At 71.6% G+C, this 14749-nt stretch carries 14 protein-coding genes; 6 read left to right on the top strand and 8 right to left on the bottom strand.

What is annotated here, in order from left to right:
* Positions 1-54: 54 nt before the first annotated feature.
* From LPA27_RS06465 to LPA27_RS06440, 6 genes are all read right to left on the bottom strand, one after another.
* Positions 55-966 (bottom strand): cation diffusion facilitator family transporter, encoded by a 912-nt coding sequence (locus LPA27_RS06465; RefSeq protein WP_056863925.1) that lies wholly within the window; start codon positions 964-966, stop codon positions 55-57.
* Complete coding sequence (locus LPA27_RS06460) at positions 966-1715, bottom strand: methyltransferase family protein (RefSeq protein ID WP_228941920.1); 750 nt, start codon at positions 1713-1715, stop codon at positions 966-968. The genes LPA27_RS06465 and LPA27_RS06460 overlap by 1 nt, the downstream gene beginning before the upstream one ends.
* Positions 1675-2379, bottom strand: coding sequence for a cation diffusion facilitator family transporter (locus LPA27_RS06455; RefSeq protein ID WP_228941919.1), 705 nt, complete (start codon positions 2377-2379; stop codon positions 1675-1677). Before LPA27_RS06455 ends, LPA27_RS06460 begins: the two co-directional genes overlap by 41 nt.
* Positions 2379-3155: a cation diffusion facilitator family transporter gene (locus tag LPA27_RS06450; protein WP_056863927.1), complete on the bottom strand. Its 777-nt coding sequence runs from the start codon at positions 3153-3155 to the stop codon at positions 2379-2381. The genes LPA27_RS06455 and LPA27_RS06450 overlap by 1 nt, the downstream gene beginning before the upstream one ends.
* The gene (locus tag LPA27_RS06445; RefSeq protein ID WP_056864589.1) at positions 3155-3541 is read right to left on the bottom strand and encodes an ArsR/SmtB family transcription factor; all 387 of its coding nucleotides are present in this window, start codon (positions 3539-3541) and stop codon (positions 3155-3157) included. Before LPA27_RS06445 ends, LPA27_RS06450 begins: the two co-directional genes overlap by 1 nt.
* 586 nt (positions 3542-4127) lie before the next feature.
* Positions 4128-5407, bottom strand: a protein-coding gene (locus LPA27_RS06440; RefSeq protein WP_228941918.1) for an IS3 family transposase whose coding sequence is annotated in 2 segments (ribosomal slippage) — positions 4128-5119 and positions 5119-5407 — 1281 coding nt in all. Because the reading frame shifts where the segments join, the coding sequence is not laid out codon by codon here.
* 380 nt (positions 5408-5787) lie between these two features.
* On the opposite strand from LPA27_RS06440, the gene LPA27_RS06435 reads away from it, so the two are divergent.
* The 3 genes from LPA27_RS06435 to LPA27_RS06425 all read left to right on the top strand — a co-directional run bounded on the left by LPA27_RS06435 (position 5788) and on the right by LPA27_RS06425 (position 9007).
* Positions 5788-7599, top strand: a complete 1812-nt coding sequence (locus tag LPA27_RS06435) for an acyl-CoA dehydrogenase (RefSeq protein WP_056863939.1) — start codon at positions 5788-5790, stop codon at positions 7597-7599.
* A 43-nt stretch (positions 7600-7642) separates the two neighbouring features.
* Complete coding sequence (locus LPA27_RS06430) at positions 7643-8389, top strand: dienelactone hydrolase family protein (RefSeq protein WP_228941917.1); 747 nt, start codon at positions 7643-7645, stop codon at positions 8387-8389.
* 66 nt (positions 8390-8455) lie between these two features.
* Complete coding sequence (locus LPA27_RS06425) at positions 8456-9007, top strand: Dps family protein (RefSeq protein WP_056863941.1); 552 nt, start codon at positions 8456-8458, stop codon at positions 9005-9007.
* Between the two features lie 91 nt (positions 9008-9098).
* Here LPA27_RS06425 and LPA27_RS06420 read toward each other — a convergent pair whose 3' ends face one another.
* Positions 9099-9971 (bottom strand): crotonase/enoyl-CoA hydratase family protein, encoded by an 873-nt coding sequence (locus tag LPA27_RS06420; protein WP_056863942.1) that lies wholly within the window; start codon positions 9969-9971, stop codon positions 9099-9101.
* Complete coding sequence (locus LPA27_RS06415; protein WP_228941916.1) at positions 9968-11263, bottom strand: LCP family protein; 1296 nt, start codon at positions 11261-11263, stop codon at positions 9968-9970. Before LPA27_RS06415 ends, LPA27_RS06420 begins: the two co-directional genes overlap by 4 nt.
* Before the next feature lie 135 nt (positions 11264-11398).
* On the opposite strand from LPA27_RS06415, the gene LPA27_RS06410 reads away from it, so the two are divergent.
* The 3 genes from LPA27_RS06410 to LPA27_RS06400 are packed head-to-tail and all read left to right on the top strand — an operon-like array spanning position 11399 to position 14748.
* Positions 11399-12871 (top strand): LCP family protein, encoded by a 1473-nt coding sequence (locus LPA27_RS06410; RefSeq protein ID WP_228941915.1) that lies wholly within the window; start codon positions 11399-11401, stop codon positions 12869-12871.
* Between the two features lie 15 nt (positions 12872-12886).
* Entirely contained in the window at positions 12887-13798 is a 912-nt protein-coding gene (locus LPA27_RS06405) for a glycosyltransferase (protein WP_056864590.1), read from the top strand.
* A complete protein-coding gene (locus LPA27_RS06400) occupies positions 13795-14748 on the top strand; it encodes a glycosyltransferase family 2 protein (RefSeq protein ID WP_228941914.1) in 954 nt (317 codons plus the stop codon). Before LPA27_RS06405 ends, LPA27_RS06400 begins: the two co-directional genes overlap by 4 nt.
* Position 14749: the final 1 nt, after the last annotated feature.

The following is a 14749-nucleotide window of genomic DNA, read 5'->3' as shown; positions in this document are numbered from 1 at the left end:
GCGCGAGTCGTACGTTCCTGGACCGAGGTTGACAGAGGGGTCCTGACGGCGTTGCTACCAGTCGAACTCGTGGCAGCCGCGGTCGGCGGAGGCTTCGACCTGCAAGGTGGCGTGCTCGATGCCGTGGTCGGTGCGCAGCACCCGTCGTGCTTCGGTGAGCACACCTGCGGCGGTGGTGGTGTCGCGGGCGACGAGGTGGGCGGTGGCGACGTGCATGCCGGAGGTCAGGGTCCACACGTGCAGGTCGTGGACGTCGTCGACGCCGTCGATGGCCTCGAGGTCGGCGGTGATGTCGTCCATTTCCATGCCAGCGGGGACGTGCTGGCCGAGGACGGCGAGGACCTCGCGACCGAGCATGACCGCCCGGACGGCAACGAACGTGCCAATGGCGAGCGCCACCAGCGTGTCCCAGTACGAGTTGTCGGTGGCGGCGACGAGGAGCCCGGCGGCGATGACGCCGACGGACCCGGCGGTGTCGGCGACGACCTCGAGGTAGGCGCCCTTGACGTTGAGGCTTTCGGCGGCGCCGCCGCGCAGCAGGACCATCGCGATGACGTTGATGACCAGGCCGAGCGCACCGACGACGAGCATGGGACCGGTCTCGACCGTGACCTCCTCGCCGATGCGGCCGAACGCCTCGATGACGACGTACACGGCCACACCCAGCATGAGCAGGACGGCCAGGCCGGAGGCGAACACCTCGGCGCGGTACGAGCCGTAGGTGCGGCGCCCGGTGGTGTCGCGGCGAGTGGCGATGCGGGTGGCGACGAGCGCTGCGCCGAGGGCGACGACGTCGGCGGCCATGTGGCCAGCATCCGAGAGCAGCGCCAAGGACCCGGAGATCAGGCCGTAGGTGAGCTCGACCACGAAGAACACGGCGATGAGGCCGAAGGAGACGGCGAGACGCCAGCGGTGCCGTCCACCGGCGTGCCCGGCTGCGGGTCCGTGGCTGTGTCCGGCGCCCATCAGGCGACTCTCTCGGTGGTTGCGGGCCGGTCGGTCGAGCCGTCGGCAGGGTTGGTGGCGGGGTTGGTGGCGGGGTGGTTGGAGGGTTCGGGCGTCAGGCGTCCCAGGCCGGGGACGAACCGGCCGACGGTGGCCGCGTAGGCGGCGTAGGACTGGCCGTGGGTGCGCACGAGGTAGGACTCTTCAACGACTCGGACCTGCAGCTGCAGTGCCACGAGCAGGAGGACCAACCCGAAGAGTGCGACGGGGTTGGGAACCATGAGCGCGAGGCCGAGGCCGGTGGTGGCCATGGCGGTGAAGATGGGGTTGCGGACCAGCGCGAACGGGCCGGCGGTGACGAGGTCGGTGGTTTCGGTCTCGTCGACGCCGATGCGCCAGCTGGTGCCCATGGCGAGCTGGGTGACGAACGTTGCCGCGATGCCGGCGACCGCCGCCGCGACGCCGAGCAGCTGGACAGGCGCTGCGTCGAGGGCTGCGACCGGGTCGAGTCCGAACAGGGCGGTGATGGGGCCGAGGACGCCGGCTACGAGCGCGAGGGTGAACAGGACTCCAGCCCACCACTCGGGGGAACCGAACCTGCCGGAGATGCCTCGCCAGCCGGTGTCGCCGGTACGGCGCCACTGCACCCAGGTGCGCAGTCCGAGCCCGACGCCGAGGTAGAGCGCGTAGATGGCCAGCGCGGTCACGGCGACCGCGTCGTTGCCGAGTTCAGTCATCGTCCTCATCCTGTTCGTCATCGTCATCGTCATCGTCGTCGTCCTCGACGAGTTCGCCTTCCCACGCTTCGCGGCCTTCGTGGACGGCGAACGCGGCGATGACGAACCCGGCGACGGGGTCGAGCCACGCCGCGCCGGTGAGGGCGTACAGGCCGAGACCGACCAGCGTGGAGATGCTCAGCAGGACGCAGATGCGGGTCTCGGCGGCGTCGGCGAGGATGAGCGGGTCTCCGCCGAGCTGTTCGCCGACGCGGCGCTTGGCGCGCGCGAGCAGCGGCATCACGACCACCGACGCGGCGAGCAGGACGATGCCGACCATCGAGTGCTCCGGCGCCTCGTCTGCGAGCAGGGACCGGGTGCCCTCGAAGACGACGTAGGCGGCCAGCACGAAGAACGTGACGGCGACGGCCTTGAGGGTCCGTCGCTCCTTGGCCTCGTCAGCTTCCCCGTGCCGCAGCCGCGCCGCGAGCCGCAGCCCGACCAGCACAGACGCGGCCGACTCGACGCCGGAGTCCAGACCGAACCCGACCAAGGAGACGAGCCCGGCCATCAGGCCGGCCGTGATGGCCACCGCACCCTCGACGACGTTGTAGGCGACCGTGAACTGCGCCAGCCGCAGCCCGCGGCGTGTCAGGCGTTCGGTTTCGGCGTCGGTTAGCGACGGGGAGCCGGGAAGGTTGTGCGTGGGTCGAGACATCAGGGCCGCCTGCCGATCTCGAACACCTCGGACGCCGAGACGGCGCGCTCAGCGTCTTGGGCGGCGGGTGTGCAGCAGCCGTCGGTGCAGGTGCCGCCGCCGCAGCAGCCGTCGGCGTCGTCGTCTGCGCCGAGGCCGACGGGTCCGCAGCCGCAGTTCTCCCCACGCCACGCCTCACGGCCCTCCTTCACGGCGACCGCGGCGATGACCAGGCCCGCGATGGGGTCGGCCCACGACCAGCCGAGGGTCGCGTTGAGGAGGAGCCCGACGAGCAGAACCGCGGACAGGTACGTGCACAGCAGCGTCTGGGTGGAGTCGGCGACCACCGCGTTCGAGCCGAGGGCTTTGCCGGTGCGCCGCTGGGCCCAGGACAGGAACGGCATGATGACCAGCGAAGCCGCGGCCAGCGCGATGCCGACCGTCGAGGTGTCCGGGTCGTGGTCGCCGAGCAGGGCGCGAACCGACTCGAAGGTGACGTAGGTGGCGAGCGCGAAGAACGACAGCGCCATCAAGCGCAGCGCCTGCTGTTCGCGGGACTCGGGGAGCCGGTGGCGGAACTGCCACAAGATGATGAGCCCGGACGAGACCTCGACGACTGAGTCGAGTCCGAACCCAACGAGTGCGACTGACCCCGCGATGATGCCGGCGGTGATGGCGATGACCGCCTCGATGAGGTTGTAGGCCACGGACGCGCCGGCGAGGAGCTGGGCGCGACGACCGAGACGCGCCCTGTCGTCGGCGGTGAGCGCGGCGGGGGTGTGCACGTGGGCGGTCATCAGGCGTCCTTGCGGGTGGCGGTGCCGAAGTTCGGGCACAGCGTCACGGCGTCGCCAGTCAGGCCGAGAAGCCGTTCCGCGGCGGTGAGCAGCTCGAGGACGGCCTCGGGGTGGGTCAGGGAGAACAGCGACGCGCGGCCCTGGGGGCGGGAGTCGACGAGGCCGCAGTCCTTGAGGCAGGCGAGGTGCTTGGACACGGTCGACTGCGCGAGCCCGAGGTGGGCCATGAGGTCGACGACGCGGTGCTCGCCGAGGGCGAGGTGGCGAAGGATGATGAGCCGGTTCGGGTCGCTCAAGCCGTGGAACAGGCAGCCGGCCGCTTCCAGGCCCGCGCGCTCGAGTGAGTCGGGAGGCGCGGGAGCGGTAGCAGCATCAATCGTTGGCATCATGGTTCGGCGATGTTAGCACCCACGACGCGTCCGCGCGGTGGTGGTGTCCGACGAGCAAGCCCCGGAGCTGTCCCGGAGGCGTCGGCCGCGACCGACAGGCGGTACGGAGCCCGCAAGGCTGCGTCCGCACCTCTCCGCGGTCCGCGCGCCCGGAACGAGTGACAGACGCCCCCACTCCCGCAGGACCTCTGCCTCGTCCGCCGACCAGCGGAGACGGGCACGATGAAAGGTGGAGGTGGTGAGCATGTCTGACTCGCCCCAACCCCGACGTCACATGCGCCGAGGCGGCTGGATAGCCCTGATCGTCGTCGTCGTGCTGTTGAGTCTCATGGGTGGCTCCTACGCCCTCGGCCGGAGCAGCTCTGACCCCGCGGCCACCACCGTGTCGGCTCAGCCAGCAGCCGGGACGTCGAGCCCAAGGATGATGACGTGGGCGCAGCGCCCCACCGATGACGTGTCCTGGATGCGCACCCACCAGGCCGACGTGCGGTGGATGCGGAACAACGCAGACGCCTGCGACTGGGGGCTGCCCCGTTCGCGTGCTCGGTACTGGATGAACCGCCCCGGCGTGTCCGGAGACCTTCTAGTTTGAGACTCCAGCGATTGCTGGGGTCTGGTGGTGAGCGTGGTGAGCTTGCTCGGCCTCGACTGGCGTGAGGTCGTCGCAGTACTCGAGGGGTCGGCGGTGGTTGAACCAGTCGACCCACTCGGCGGTCGCGATCTCGAGGTCGTCGAGGCCCTTCCACGGCCGCCTCGGCTTGATCAGTTCGGTCTTGTAGAGCCCTATCACCGACTCGGCCAGGGCGTTGTCGTAGGACGAGCCCACGGCTCCTGTCGAGGGCTTGATCCCGGCAGCGTCCAGGTGTTCGGAGTAGGCCACGGACAGGTACTGGACCCCGTGGTCGTGGTGCGCGATCAGACCGGCCAGGTCTTTGCCTTCACGCTGCCGGGTCCAGATCGCTTGCTCGACCGCGTCGACGACGAGCTGGCTGGTCATTGTTGTCGCCACTGACCAGCCCAGGATCCTGCGGGCGTAGGCGTCGATGACGAACGCGGTGTAGCACCAGCCCGACCACGTCGAGACATACGTGAAGTCCGCGACCCACAGGCAATCTGGTGCCAGCGGCGCGAAGTTGCGGTCGACCAGATCGAGCGGCTTGGGCGCCTTCGGGTCGCTGATCGTGGTCCGCTTGACCTTCCCGCGCACCGCACCGGCCAGGTTCATCTCGCCCATCAGCCGCTCCACGGTGCGGCGCGCGATCGGCGGCTCCTCGGCAGCGCGTTCACGGTTCAATGTCAGCCACACCTTCCGGGCACCGTAGACGCCGTAGTTCGCGGCGTGGACTGCGGCGATCTTCGGCTTCAGCTCCCCGTCCCGCGCCTCGCGGGCGGTGGGCTTGCGGGAGCGGTGCTCGTAGTAGGTCGCGGGGGCGATCTTGCAGCCCAGCTCGGTGAGCTGGTCGCAGATCGACTCGACACCCCATCGCAGACCGTCGCCGTCGCGGACACCGAGGTGTTCGTCGATGTAGGCCACGATCAGCGCTGTGGCCGGTCGAGTTCGGCCGCGAAGAAAACCGATGCGCTCTTGAGGATCGCGTTGGCCCGCTTCAGCTCAGCGTTCTCCCGCTTCAACCGCTTCAGCTCCGCCGACTCCTCCGAGGTCATCCCGGGCCGCTGGCCGGCATCGACCTCGGCCTGGCGACACCACTTCCGGATGGTCTCCGGCGTCCCCACGCCCAGCAGCTCGGCGACCTTCGTCATCGCCGCCCACTCCGACTCATGATCGGCCCTGATTTCGGTGACCATCCGGACCGCCCGCTCACGCAGCTCGGCCGGGTACCTCTTCGACGTACTCCCTGACATGACTCCAACCTTCCCAACGAATGGAGTCTCCGGACTTGCCGGGGCGGTTCATCACGCTTGCGCAGGACGCGGTTGGGGTAGTGCTGGCAGCAGCCGGATGCAGGCGCTGGGATCTGGTCGGTCATGTCCCTGACCCGTGTTGCGCGACCGGAAGCTGGGCAATCACTGCCAGCACCAGTCCGAACGAGTCGGCATGCTGAGGAATGCGCTATGTGACTCTGTGTGACACGACCACGGAGAAACCGCAGGTCAGATGGGGTGGGCCATGGGTGGGGCCAAGACCACCCAGATCTACGAGGGCACCAACCAGGTGCAGCGCATCGTCATGGCCCGGCAGCTCCTCGCGGGGGTGCAGAGCCAGCTCTGAGCAGGAGGTCGTCATGACCCGCAGCACCACCCCGTCGTCGACGGTGATGTCCCGCGCCGACCTGGCCTTCCAACTGCACGAGTGGCTGCGGGTCGAGGACCTCCTCACGCGCGAGCGGTACGCCGAGCACTCGCGCGACACCCTCGACGCGGTGCTCGACCTGGCCGAGACGGTGGCCACGCGCCACTTCGCGACGCACAACAAGCGCAACGACCAGGAGGAGCCCCGCTTCGACGGGGAGCGGGTGCACCTGCACCCCGAGGTGGAGGAGGCGCTGGCGGTCTACTCCGCCAGCGGCTTCACCGGCGCCACCTTCGACGAGGACCTCGGCGGCCTGCAGCTGCCGCAGGTGGTCGCCTCGGCGGTGGCGGCGTGGTTCCAGGCCGCCAACTGCGGCACGGCGGGCTACCCGTTCCTCACCCAGGCCAACGCCCACCTGCTGGTCGCCCACGGCAGCCCCGAGCAGGTCGAGCGCTTCGTGCGCCCGATGCTCGAGGGCCGGTTCTTCGGCACGATGTGCCTCTCGGAGCCGCAGGCGGGGTCCTCGCTGGCCGACGTGACCACGACCGCCACCGAGCAGCCCGACGGCACCTTCCGGCTGCGCGGCAACAAGATGTGGATCTCCGGCGGCGACCACGAGATGGGCGAGAACATCGTGCACCTCGTGCTGGCCCGCACCGCGGGCGCGCCGGCCGGGGTCAAGGGCATCTCGCTCTTCCTGGTGCCCAAGCACCTGGTGGCCGACGACGGCTCGCTGGGCGAGCGCAACGACGTCGTGCTGGCCGGGCTCAACCACAAGATGGGCTGGCGCGGCACCACCAACACCCTGCTCAACTTCGGCGAGGGCGCCCACCGTCCCGGGGGCGAGCCGGGCGCGGTGGGCTACCTCGTCGGGGAGCAGCACCGTGGCCTGGCGCTGATGTTCCACATGATGAACGAGGCCCGCGTCGGCGTCGGGCTCGGCGCGGCCGCCCTGGGCTGCACCGGCTACCTCAAGGCCCTCGCCTACGCCCGCGAGCGCACCCAGGGCCGCCCCGTCGGCGCCAAGGACCCGGCCTCGCCGCCGGTGCGCCTGGTCGAGCACGCCGACGTGCGCCGGATGCTGCTCACGATGAAGGCCTGGGTCGAGGGCGGTCTCGGCCTGGTGCTCTACACCGCCCGTCTGGTCGACGACGAGCAGACCGCCGAGGACCCCGCGGCCCGCGAGGAGGCGCACCGGCTGCTCGAGGTGCTGACCCCGATCGCGAAGTCATGGCCCTCCCAGTGGTGCCTGGCCGCCAACGACCTGGCCATCCAGGTGCACGGCGGCTACGGCTACACCCGCGAGTACGACGTCGAGCAGCACTTCCGCGACAACCGGCTCAACCCCATCCACGAGGGCACCCACGGCATCCAGGGCCTCGACCTGCTCGGGCGCAAGGTCGTCGCCGAGGGCGGTGCGGGCCTGCGCCTGCTCGCCCGCCGGATCAGGGAGACGACCGACGCGGCCGCGGCCCGCGGGGGCGACCTGGCCGAGGACGCCGCGGCGGTGCAGGCCGCGGCCGACCGGCTGGTCGCGGTCACGGCGACGCTCTGGTCGGCGGGCGACCCCCGGGTCAGCACGGCCAACTCCTCGGCGTACCTGGAGGTGGCGGGGCACGTGGTGGTCGCCTGGCTGTGGCTCCAGCAGGCGATGGCCGCCGACGGCGACAGCGACCTGCACGCCGGCAAGCGGCACGCGGCGCGCTGGTTCGTGCGCTGCGACCTGCCCCGGGTGCACCCGCAGCTCGACCTGCTCGAGCGCCTCGACCGCACGGTCCTCGACGTCGAGGACGCCTGGCTCTAGGTCGGCGCCGACCGGTGACCTGGCGGTCGCTAGCGTCGGCGCCATGACCCAGCAGACGCTCTCGATCCAGACCGCCGACGGCACCGCGGAGGCCTACCTCACCGGTGAGGACGGCCGCCCCGGCGTGCTGATGTACGTCGACGCCATCGGCCTGCGCCGCCAGACCCGCGACATGGCCGACCGCATCGCCTCGTGGGGCTACGTCGTGCTGGTGCCGCACGTGTTCTACCGCGACGGCTCGGCCGCCGACCTCGAGCCCGAGGGCGACCTGCGCGAGGACGGCGCCCGGGAGGCCTTCTTCGCCTCGGGGGTCATGGACCGCATCGCCGCCCTCACCCCCGACCGGTCGGGTCCCGACGCCGACGCCTGGGTGGCCACGCTGCTCGAGCACGCCGGGGACGGCCCGATCGGCGTGATCGGCTACTGCATGGGCGCGCGGCTCGCGCTGCGCACCGCGGGGCAGTTCCCCGGCACCGTCGGCGCGGTCGGCGGCTTCCACGGCGGGGGACTGGTCACCGACGAGCCCGACAGCCCGCACCTGGCCGTGGCCGCCTCCACCGCGGAGTTCGTGCTCGGCCACGCCGACCATGACGCCTCGATGCCGCTGGAGGCCGTCGAGACGCTCGAGCGGACCCTGCAGGAGGCGGGTCGCCCGCACCTCAACGAGGTCTACGCCGGCGCCGCGCACGGCTACTCGATGGCCGACACCTCGATGTACGACGAGCAGGCTGCGGAGCGCCACACGAGCGAGCTCCGGGCCCTCCTCGAGCGCACGATCGCCCCGGCCTGAGGCGTGCGCGGGAGCGGCACCCCTTCGGGTGATGGGACCCCCGGAGGGCCGCAGTACGTTCGATCCATGGCCACTCCCAACCTCAAGTACACCGTGCCCGGCATGAGCGACGAGGACGCTGCACGCGTCGTCGAGCTGGTCCAGGGCCGCCTCTACGCCTGCAACGACCTGCACCTGACGCTCAAGCACGTCCACTGGAACGTCGTCGGTCCCCACTTCATCGCCGTCCACGAGATGATCGACCCCCAGGTCGAGACCGTGCGCGGCTTCGCCGACGACCTGGCCGAGCGCATCGCGACCCTCGGCGGCTCGCCCAAGGGCACCCCCGGCTCGCTGGTGGAGAACCGCACCTGGGACGAGTACAGCATCGGTCGCGCCACCACCCAGGAGCACCTCGGTGCCCTCGACCTGGTCTACCAGGGCGTCATCTCCTCCTACCGCGACGGCATGAAGGAGCTCGACGACCTCGACCTGGTCACCCAGGACATGTTCATCGCCCAGATCAACGAGCTGGAGCTCTTCCACTGGTTCGTGCGCGCTCACCTGGAGGACAAGTCGGGCGGTCTGTCGACCGCCGGCGCCACCTCCGAGACGCAGGCCGCGGCCGCCGCCGGCTGAGCCACACCCCCTCGACGCCGACGACCCCCCGCCCTCCTGGGCGGGGGGTCGTCTGCGTGCGGACCGGGTCCGGTCGAGGGACGGCCCCGGATCAGCGCGGGAAGACCCGCGGCACCTCGGAGGCGCGGGAGGTGAAGACCGGCGTGCGCTTCTCCTTGAACGCCGCCACCCCCTCCTTGCCGTCGCCGATCGAGGTGTGGAACATCGCGAGGGTGTCCGACAGGTGCGCGTCGAGCGGCTCCGGGGCGGCGCTGTTGCGGTAGACCAGCTGCTTGGCCAGGGCGAGCGCCACGGGGGAGCGGTCCTTGACGAAGGAGCGGGCCAGCTCCTGGGCGGCCGGCAGCAGGTCGTCGGGCTCGTGCACCGAGCGCAGCAGACGGCCCTCGAGGGCCTGCTCGGCGGTGAGCACGTCGGCGGAGTAGACCCACTCCAGCGCCTGCTGCACCCCGACGATGCGGGGCAGGAACCAGCTCGAGCACGCCTCGGGGACGATGCCGAGCCGGCCGAAGACGAAGCCGACCCTGGCCCGGGTCGAGGCCAGGCGCAGGTCCATGGCCAGCGTCATCGTGGCGCCGATGCCGACCGCGGCGCCGTTGATCGCGGCGATCACGGGCTTGGGCAGGGCGTGGATGGCCAGCGTCACCTTGCCGCCGGTGTCGCGCAGGCCGTCCTGGTAGGGCTCCTGGTCGTAGCGCTCGCGCAGCTCCTCGGGGGTGACGTCGAGGGACTCGTCGAGCCCGAAGACGTTGCCCTCGGCCGAGAGGTCCATGCCCGCGCAGAAGGCGCGACCGGCGCCGGTGACGACCACGGCGCGCACGGCGTCGTCGTGGGCGTCGACGGTGAAGACCTGGAGCAGCTCGCGGGCCATCACCAGGTCGAAGGCGTTGAGCTGCTCGGGGCGGTGCAGCGTCAGGGTGGCGACCCCGTCGTCGTCCACGCTCCAGGTGAGGGTCTCGTAGCTCACGAGGTGGCTCCTTCCGGCAGGCCCGAGGGCGTGCACAGGCTGTCGTCGATGCTGTCGGTGTCGTCGTCGATGATCGCCTGGAACATCTGCCGCGAGCGCTCGGGGTCCCAGTTGACGGCGAGGTCGCTGATCGGCACCGAGCAGGTCAGGCCGTTCTCCCCGTTGACCCGGGTCATCGCCGAGGCCCACATCGCGGCCCGCGCGGGGTTCATGCCGTCGCCGAAGGTGACCGTCTCGGTGGCGGCGAGGTTGAGCCGCCAGTAGCGCACGGGGTTGAGCACCGACCAGGGCGAGACCACCTCGCGCCCGATGGCCGCGACCACCTCGCGCTGCTGGCGGGCGCGCTCGATGTCGCCGAGACCGCTGGTCTTGCGGGAGCGGGCGTAGCCCAGGGCGGTCACGCCGTCGGCCTCCTGGCAGCCCTTCCTCACGTCGAGGTTGGCCTGCGGGTCCACCATGGCCTGCCGGGGGCAGATCTCGATGCCGCCCACGGCGTCGACGAGGTCGACGAAGCCGCCGATGCCGATCTCGACGTACTCGTCGACGCGGATGCCGGTGTTCTGCTCGATGGTCTGCGTGAGCAGCTTCGGGCCCCCGAAGGCGTAGGCGGCGTTGATCTTCGTGGTGCCCGACCCGGGCACGTCGACGAGGGAGTCGCGGGGGATCGACATCAGCAGGTTGGGCCCGGAGCCGGTGTGCAGCAGCAGGATCGTGTCGGTGCGCTGACCGCTCGCGTCGCCCGTGCCGTACTCCTTGCGCTCCGCGGCGCTCAGCCCCTGGCGCGAGTCGCTGCCGACGAGCAGGTACGTCGTGCCCGGCTGCTCCGCCGGGCGCTCCCCGCGGGGCTCGAAGGCCACCTTGTCGACCTTGGTCCAGGCGAAGACCGGCACGGCGACCAGGTAGACCACCCACAGCAGCACCAGGAGCAGCACGTAGCGCGCGCGGAAGCGCGGACGTCGGCGGCCCGAGGAGGCCGCGGCCGGCGCCGGCGCGACCGGGGCCCGGGGCGGAGGGGTGGCCGTGCGGGGCTGGTCACGGGACAGGTCACGGGGCTGGTCACGGGGCTGGTCACGGGGCTGGTCACGGGGCTGGTCACGGGGCTGGTCACGGGGTCGGGCCCGCATGACCCGGGTCGCCTCGTCGTCGGGGGCGCCCGACCCGGCGGCGGGGGAGGCGGGGCGGGGCTGGCGCCGCACCGGCCGGGTCGCGTCGGGGTCGCTCGCCCCCTGTCCGCCGTAGAGCCAGTCGAAGCGCTTCTCGTCGTCGCCGCCGCGGCCGGGCCCGTCTGCCATGGGGAGGACGCTACGCGATGGGCCGACCTGGCCGGGCACGGCGCGTCGGGGCCCGTGTGACTCCTGAGGCTGGTGATACTGGCCGACAGCACTGGACCCTTCCCCACCAGTCCTGAGCAGGAGAGAGACACCTCGATGCCACCCGTACCTTCCCCCGGGTTGCTCGACGGCCAGCCCCGTCCGAGCGCAGCCGACCGCGCGGCCCGCGTACGCTTCCGCCGAGCGCTCGCGCTGATGGCCATGACCCTCGTCGTGCCGGGCTCGGCCCAGCTCGTCGCCGGAGACCGTCGCATCGGCAGGATCGCCGTGCGGATCTGGCTCGGCACGCTGCTCACCGTGCTGGTCGTCGGCCTGGCCGTCGCGATCCATCCCGGCCTGGCCCTCCAGATGGCCGTGAGCCCGGCCGTGCTGCTGGTGCTGCGCGTGCTGCTCATGGTGGGTGCCGTGGCCTGGGCCGCGCTCTTCGTCGACGCCTGGCGCATCGGCCAGCCGCTGACGCTCTCGATGAGCCACCGCCGCGCGGTGGTCGGGGTCAACGGCCTGCTCTGCCTCTCGGTCGCCGGCACCATGCTCTTCGGCGCCCACGTGGTGGCCGTGCAGCGCGACTTCATCGTCACGATGTTCGCCTCCTCCACCGTCACCGACGCCCACGACGGCCGCTACAACGTGCTGCTCATGGGCGGCGACTCCGGTGCGGGGCGCTGGGGCCTACGCCCCGACTCGATGACGGTGGCCTCCATCGACGTCGAGACCGGCCGCACCGTGCTGGTCGGCCTGCCCCGCAACATGGCCGACTTCCCCTTCGCGCCGGGCTCGGTCATGGACGAGCAGTTCCCCGACGGCTTCGACTGCGACGGCTGCTACCTCAACGGCGTGAGCACCTGGGCCGGCGACAACACCGAGCTCTTCGGCGACTCCGAGAACCCCGGCGTCGACGCCACCGTCTCGGCCGTCGAGGGCATCACCGGGCTGCGGGTCAACTACTGGGCCATGGTCAACCTGCAGGGCTTCAAGGACCTCGTCGACGCCGTCGGCGGCGTCGAGCTCACGGTGCGCTCCCCGATCCCGGTGGGCGGTCTCGGCGACGACGTCACCGGCTACATCGAGCCCGGCACGCGCACCCTCGACGGCTTCGAGACGCTCTGGTACGCCCGGGCCCGCGAGGGCTCCGACGACTACTCGCGCATGGCGCGTCAGAAGTGCGTCATGAACGCCATGCTCCAGCAGGTCAGCCCCCAGGTCGCGGTGCGCAACTTCGAGTCCATCGCCGCCGCCTCCTCCGAGATGGTCTCCACCAACCTCCCGGCCTCCGAGCTCGACACGTTCATGCAGCTGGCGCTCAAGGCCCGCGGCCAGAAGGTCTCGACCCTCTCGCTGGTGCCGCCGATGATCGACACCGCGCACCCCGACGTCGAGGAGATCCAGACCAAGGTCGCCGCCGCCATCGCCAAGGCCGAGGGCACCGCCCCGGCCGGCTCCGGCGCGGGCGGCGCCGGCGGCTCGGGCTCGACGAGCCCCGTCGACGGCCCCGTGACCGGTGGCTCGGTGGGCTCGCTGAGCGGGGGCTACGCCGCCAACCAGGCCCAGGACCTCGGCGCCGCCTGCTGACCTAGGGTGACCTCCGTGCCCGAGACCCCCGCCCCCCGTGTCGTGGCGGTCGTCGTCACCTTCAACCGCCTCGCGCTGCTGCGGGACCTGGTCGACCGTCTGGCGCAGGTGCCGGGTCTGGCGCAGGTCCTGGTGGTCGACAACGCCTCCACCGACGGCACCGGCGACTGGCTGGCCGGGCGCGAGGACGTGCGCGCCCGCACGCTGGAGGACAACCGCGGCGGCGCCGGCGGCTTCCACGACGGCCTGGCCTGGGCGCTCGAGGAGGGCGCCGACCTGGTCTGGCTGATGGACGACGACGGCCTGCCCGACGTCGAGGCGCTGCCGCTGCTGCTCGAGCACCGCGACCTCGACTTCTGGGGTCCGGTCGTGGCCGCCCACGACGACCCGCGCCGCCTGGTCTTCCCGATCCGTCTGCCCGGAGGCACCCGGGTGGTCCACGCCATGGACGACGTCGAGGCCGCCGCCACCGACGGCCTGCTGCCCGACGTGGTCATCCCCTTCAACGGCGTGCTGGTGACCCGCGCGCTGGTGGAGCGCATCGGTCTGCCCCGCGCAGAGTTCTTCATCTGGGGCGACGACGTGGAGTACCTGTGGCGCGCCCGGCGCGCCGGTGCGCGCGTGGCGACCGTCGTCGGGGCGCGGGTCCTGCACCCCGCGACCGATGCGCTCGGCACCCCGATGGCCTTCGGCCGCACGACGTACAACCACAGCCCGAGCGACCTGAAGCACTACTGCATGGCGCGCAACAACCTGCTCAACCTGCGCGACTACCGTGGCTGGCCGCACGCGCTGGCCTTCGTGGCCAAGACGGTGTGGTTCTACTCCTTCACCCGACCGCAGCCGGGTCGGCTCCTGCTCAGCGCGCGGGCGATGCTCGCCGGGCTGCGCGGCGACTTCACCGGACACCGGAGGTACCTGTCGTGACCAGCCCGTCCAGCCCGTCCAGCCGGCCGGGCGCGCCCGCCGAGAGCGTGGCGGTGGTGGTGGTCACCTACAACCGTGCCGAGCTCCTCGTCGGCATGCTGCGGGGGCTGGCCGCGCAGGAGCACCGCCCCGACGCGATCGTGGTCGTCGACAACGCCAGCACCGACGCCACGGCCGACGTGCTCGCGGGGGCCGGCGCCGACCTGCCCGGTCTCGCGCCGCTCACGGTCGTGCGCAGCGAGGAGAACCTCGGCGGCGCGGGCGGCTTCCACCTCGGGCTGCGCACCGCCCACGCCCTGGGCCACGACCGGTTCTGGCTGATGGACGACGACGTCGTGCCCGCGCCCGACTGCCTGGCGGTGATGATGGCCGCCGACGAGGACTGCCTCGCCGCGGTGCGCGAGGACTCCGCCGGGCGGCTGTGCGAGAAGGCCGCGCTGCGCTTCGACCTGACCCGCCCCTGGGCGGTGAAGCCCAAGACGGCGATGGTGGAGACGACCTACGGCACCCGTGCGGCGATGCCGAAGCGGGTGGAGGTGGAGAACGTCGCCTTCGAGGGCTTCATGGTGCGGCGCCGCGTCGTCGACCGGATCGGGCTGCCCGACCCGTCGTACTTCATCTTCTACGACGACGTCGACTACGCCCTGCGGGCCCGGGAGGCGGGTGCGCACATCTGGGCGCTGCGCGACGCGGTCCTCGTGCGCCAGCTCGACTTCGACCAGCAGCACGACCTGGCCGGGTGGAAGGGGTTCTACATGTACCGCAACCTCTTCGTCGTGCACCTGCGCTACGGCGAGAACGCCCTCGTGCGGGCCAAGCCGTGGCTGGTGACCCTCGGCGTCGTGCTGCTCAGCCCCCTGCGCGGCGGGCGGGCGGAGGCGCGCAACGTGATCCGTGCCATGCGCGCCGCGCGTGGGATGCGGGCCCGGCCCTCGTCGTCCGTAGACTGAC

Origin of the sequence: Nocardioides sp. Leaf374, from assembly GCF_916862475.1 — a bacterium.
Taxonomy (GTDB): domain Bacteria; phylum Actinomycetota; class Actinomycetes; order Propionibacteriales; family Nocardioidaceae; genus Nocardioides; species Nocardioides kribbensis.
The sequence above is the reverse complement of the archived record's forward strand: the minus strand, read 5'-3'. Positions and strand labels throughout refer to the sequence as shown.

What these genes read in the sequence shown, in the direction of transcription:
- LPA27_RS06465 (WP_056863925.1), bottom strand. Translation starts at nt 966, where the DNA reads ATGGGCGCCGGACACAGCCACGGACCCGCAGCCGGGCACGCCGGTGGA.
- LPA27_RS06460 (WP_228941920.1), bottom strand. Translation starts at nt 1,715, where the DNA reads ATGACGATGACGATGACGAACAGGATGAGGACGATGACTGAACTCGGC.
- LPA27_RS06455 (WP_228941919.1), bottom strand. Translation starts at nt 2,379, where the DNA reads ATGTCTCGACCCACGCACAACCTTCCCGGCTCCCCGTCGCTAACCGAC.
- LPA27_RS06450 (WP_056863927.1), bottom strand. Translation starts at nt 3,155, where the DNA reads ATGACCGCCCACGTGCACACCCCCGCCGCGCTCACCGCCGACGACAGG.
- LPA27_RS06445 (WP_056864589.1), bottom strand. Translation starts at nt 3,541, where the DNA reads ATGCCAACGATTGATGCTGCTACCGCTCCCGCGCCTCCCGACTCACTC.
- LPA27_RS06435 (WP_056863939.1), top strand. Translation starts at nt 5,788, where the DNA reads ATGACCCGCAGCACCACCCCGTCGTCGACGGTGATGTCCCGCGCCGAC.
- LPA27_RS06430 (WP_228941917.1), top strand. Translation starts at nt 7,643, where the DNA reads ATGACCCAGCAGACGCTCTCGATCCAGACCGCCGACGGCACCGCGGAG.
- LPA27_RS06425 (WP_056863941.1), top strand. Translation starts at nt 8,456, where the DNA reads ATGGCCACTCCCAACCTCAAGTACACCGTGCCCGGCATGAGCGACGAG.
- LPA27_RS06415 (WP_228941916.1), bottom strand. Translation starts at nt 11,263, where the DNA reads ATGGCAGACGGGCCCGGCCGCGGCGGCGACGACGAGAAGCGCTTCGAC.
- LPA27_RS06410 (WP_228941915.1), top strand. Translation starts at nt 11,399, where the DNA reads ATGCCACCCGTACCTTCCCCCGGGTTGCTCGACGGCCAGCCCCGTCCG.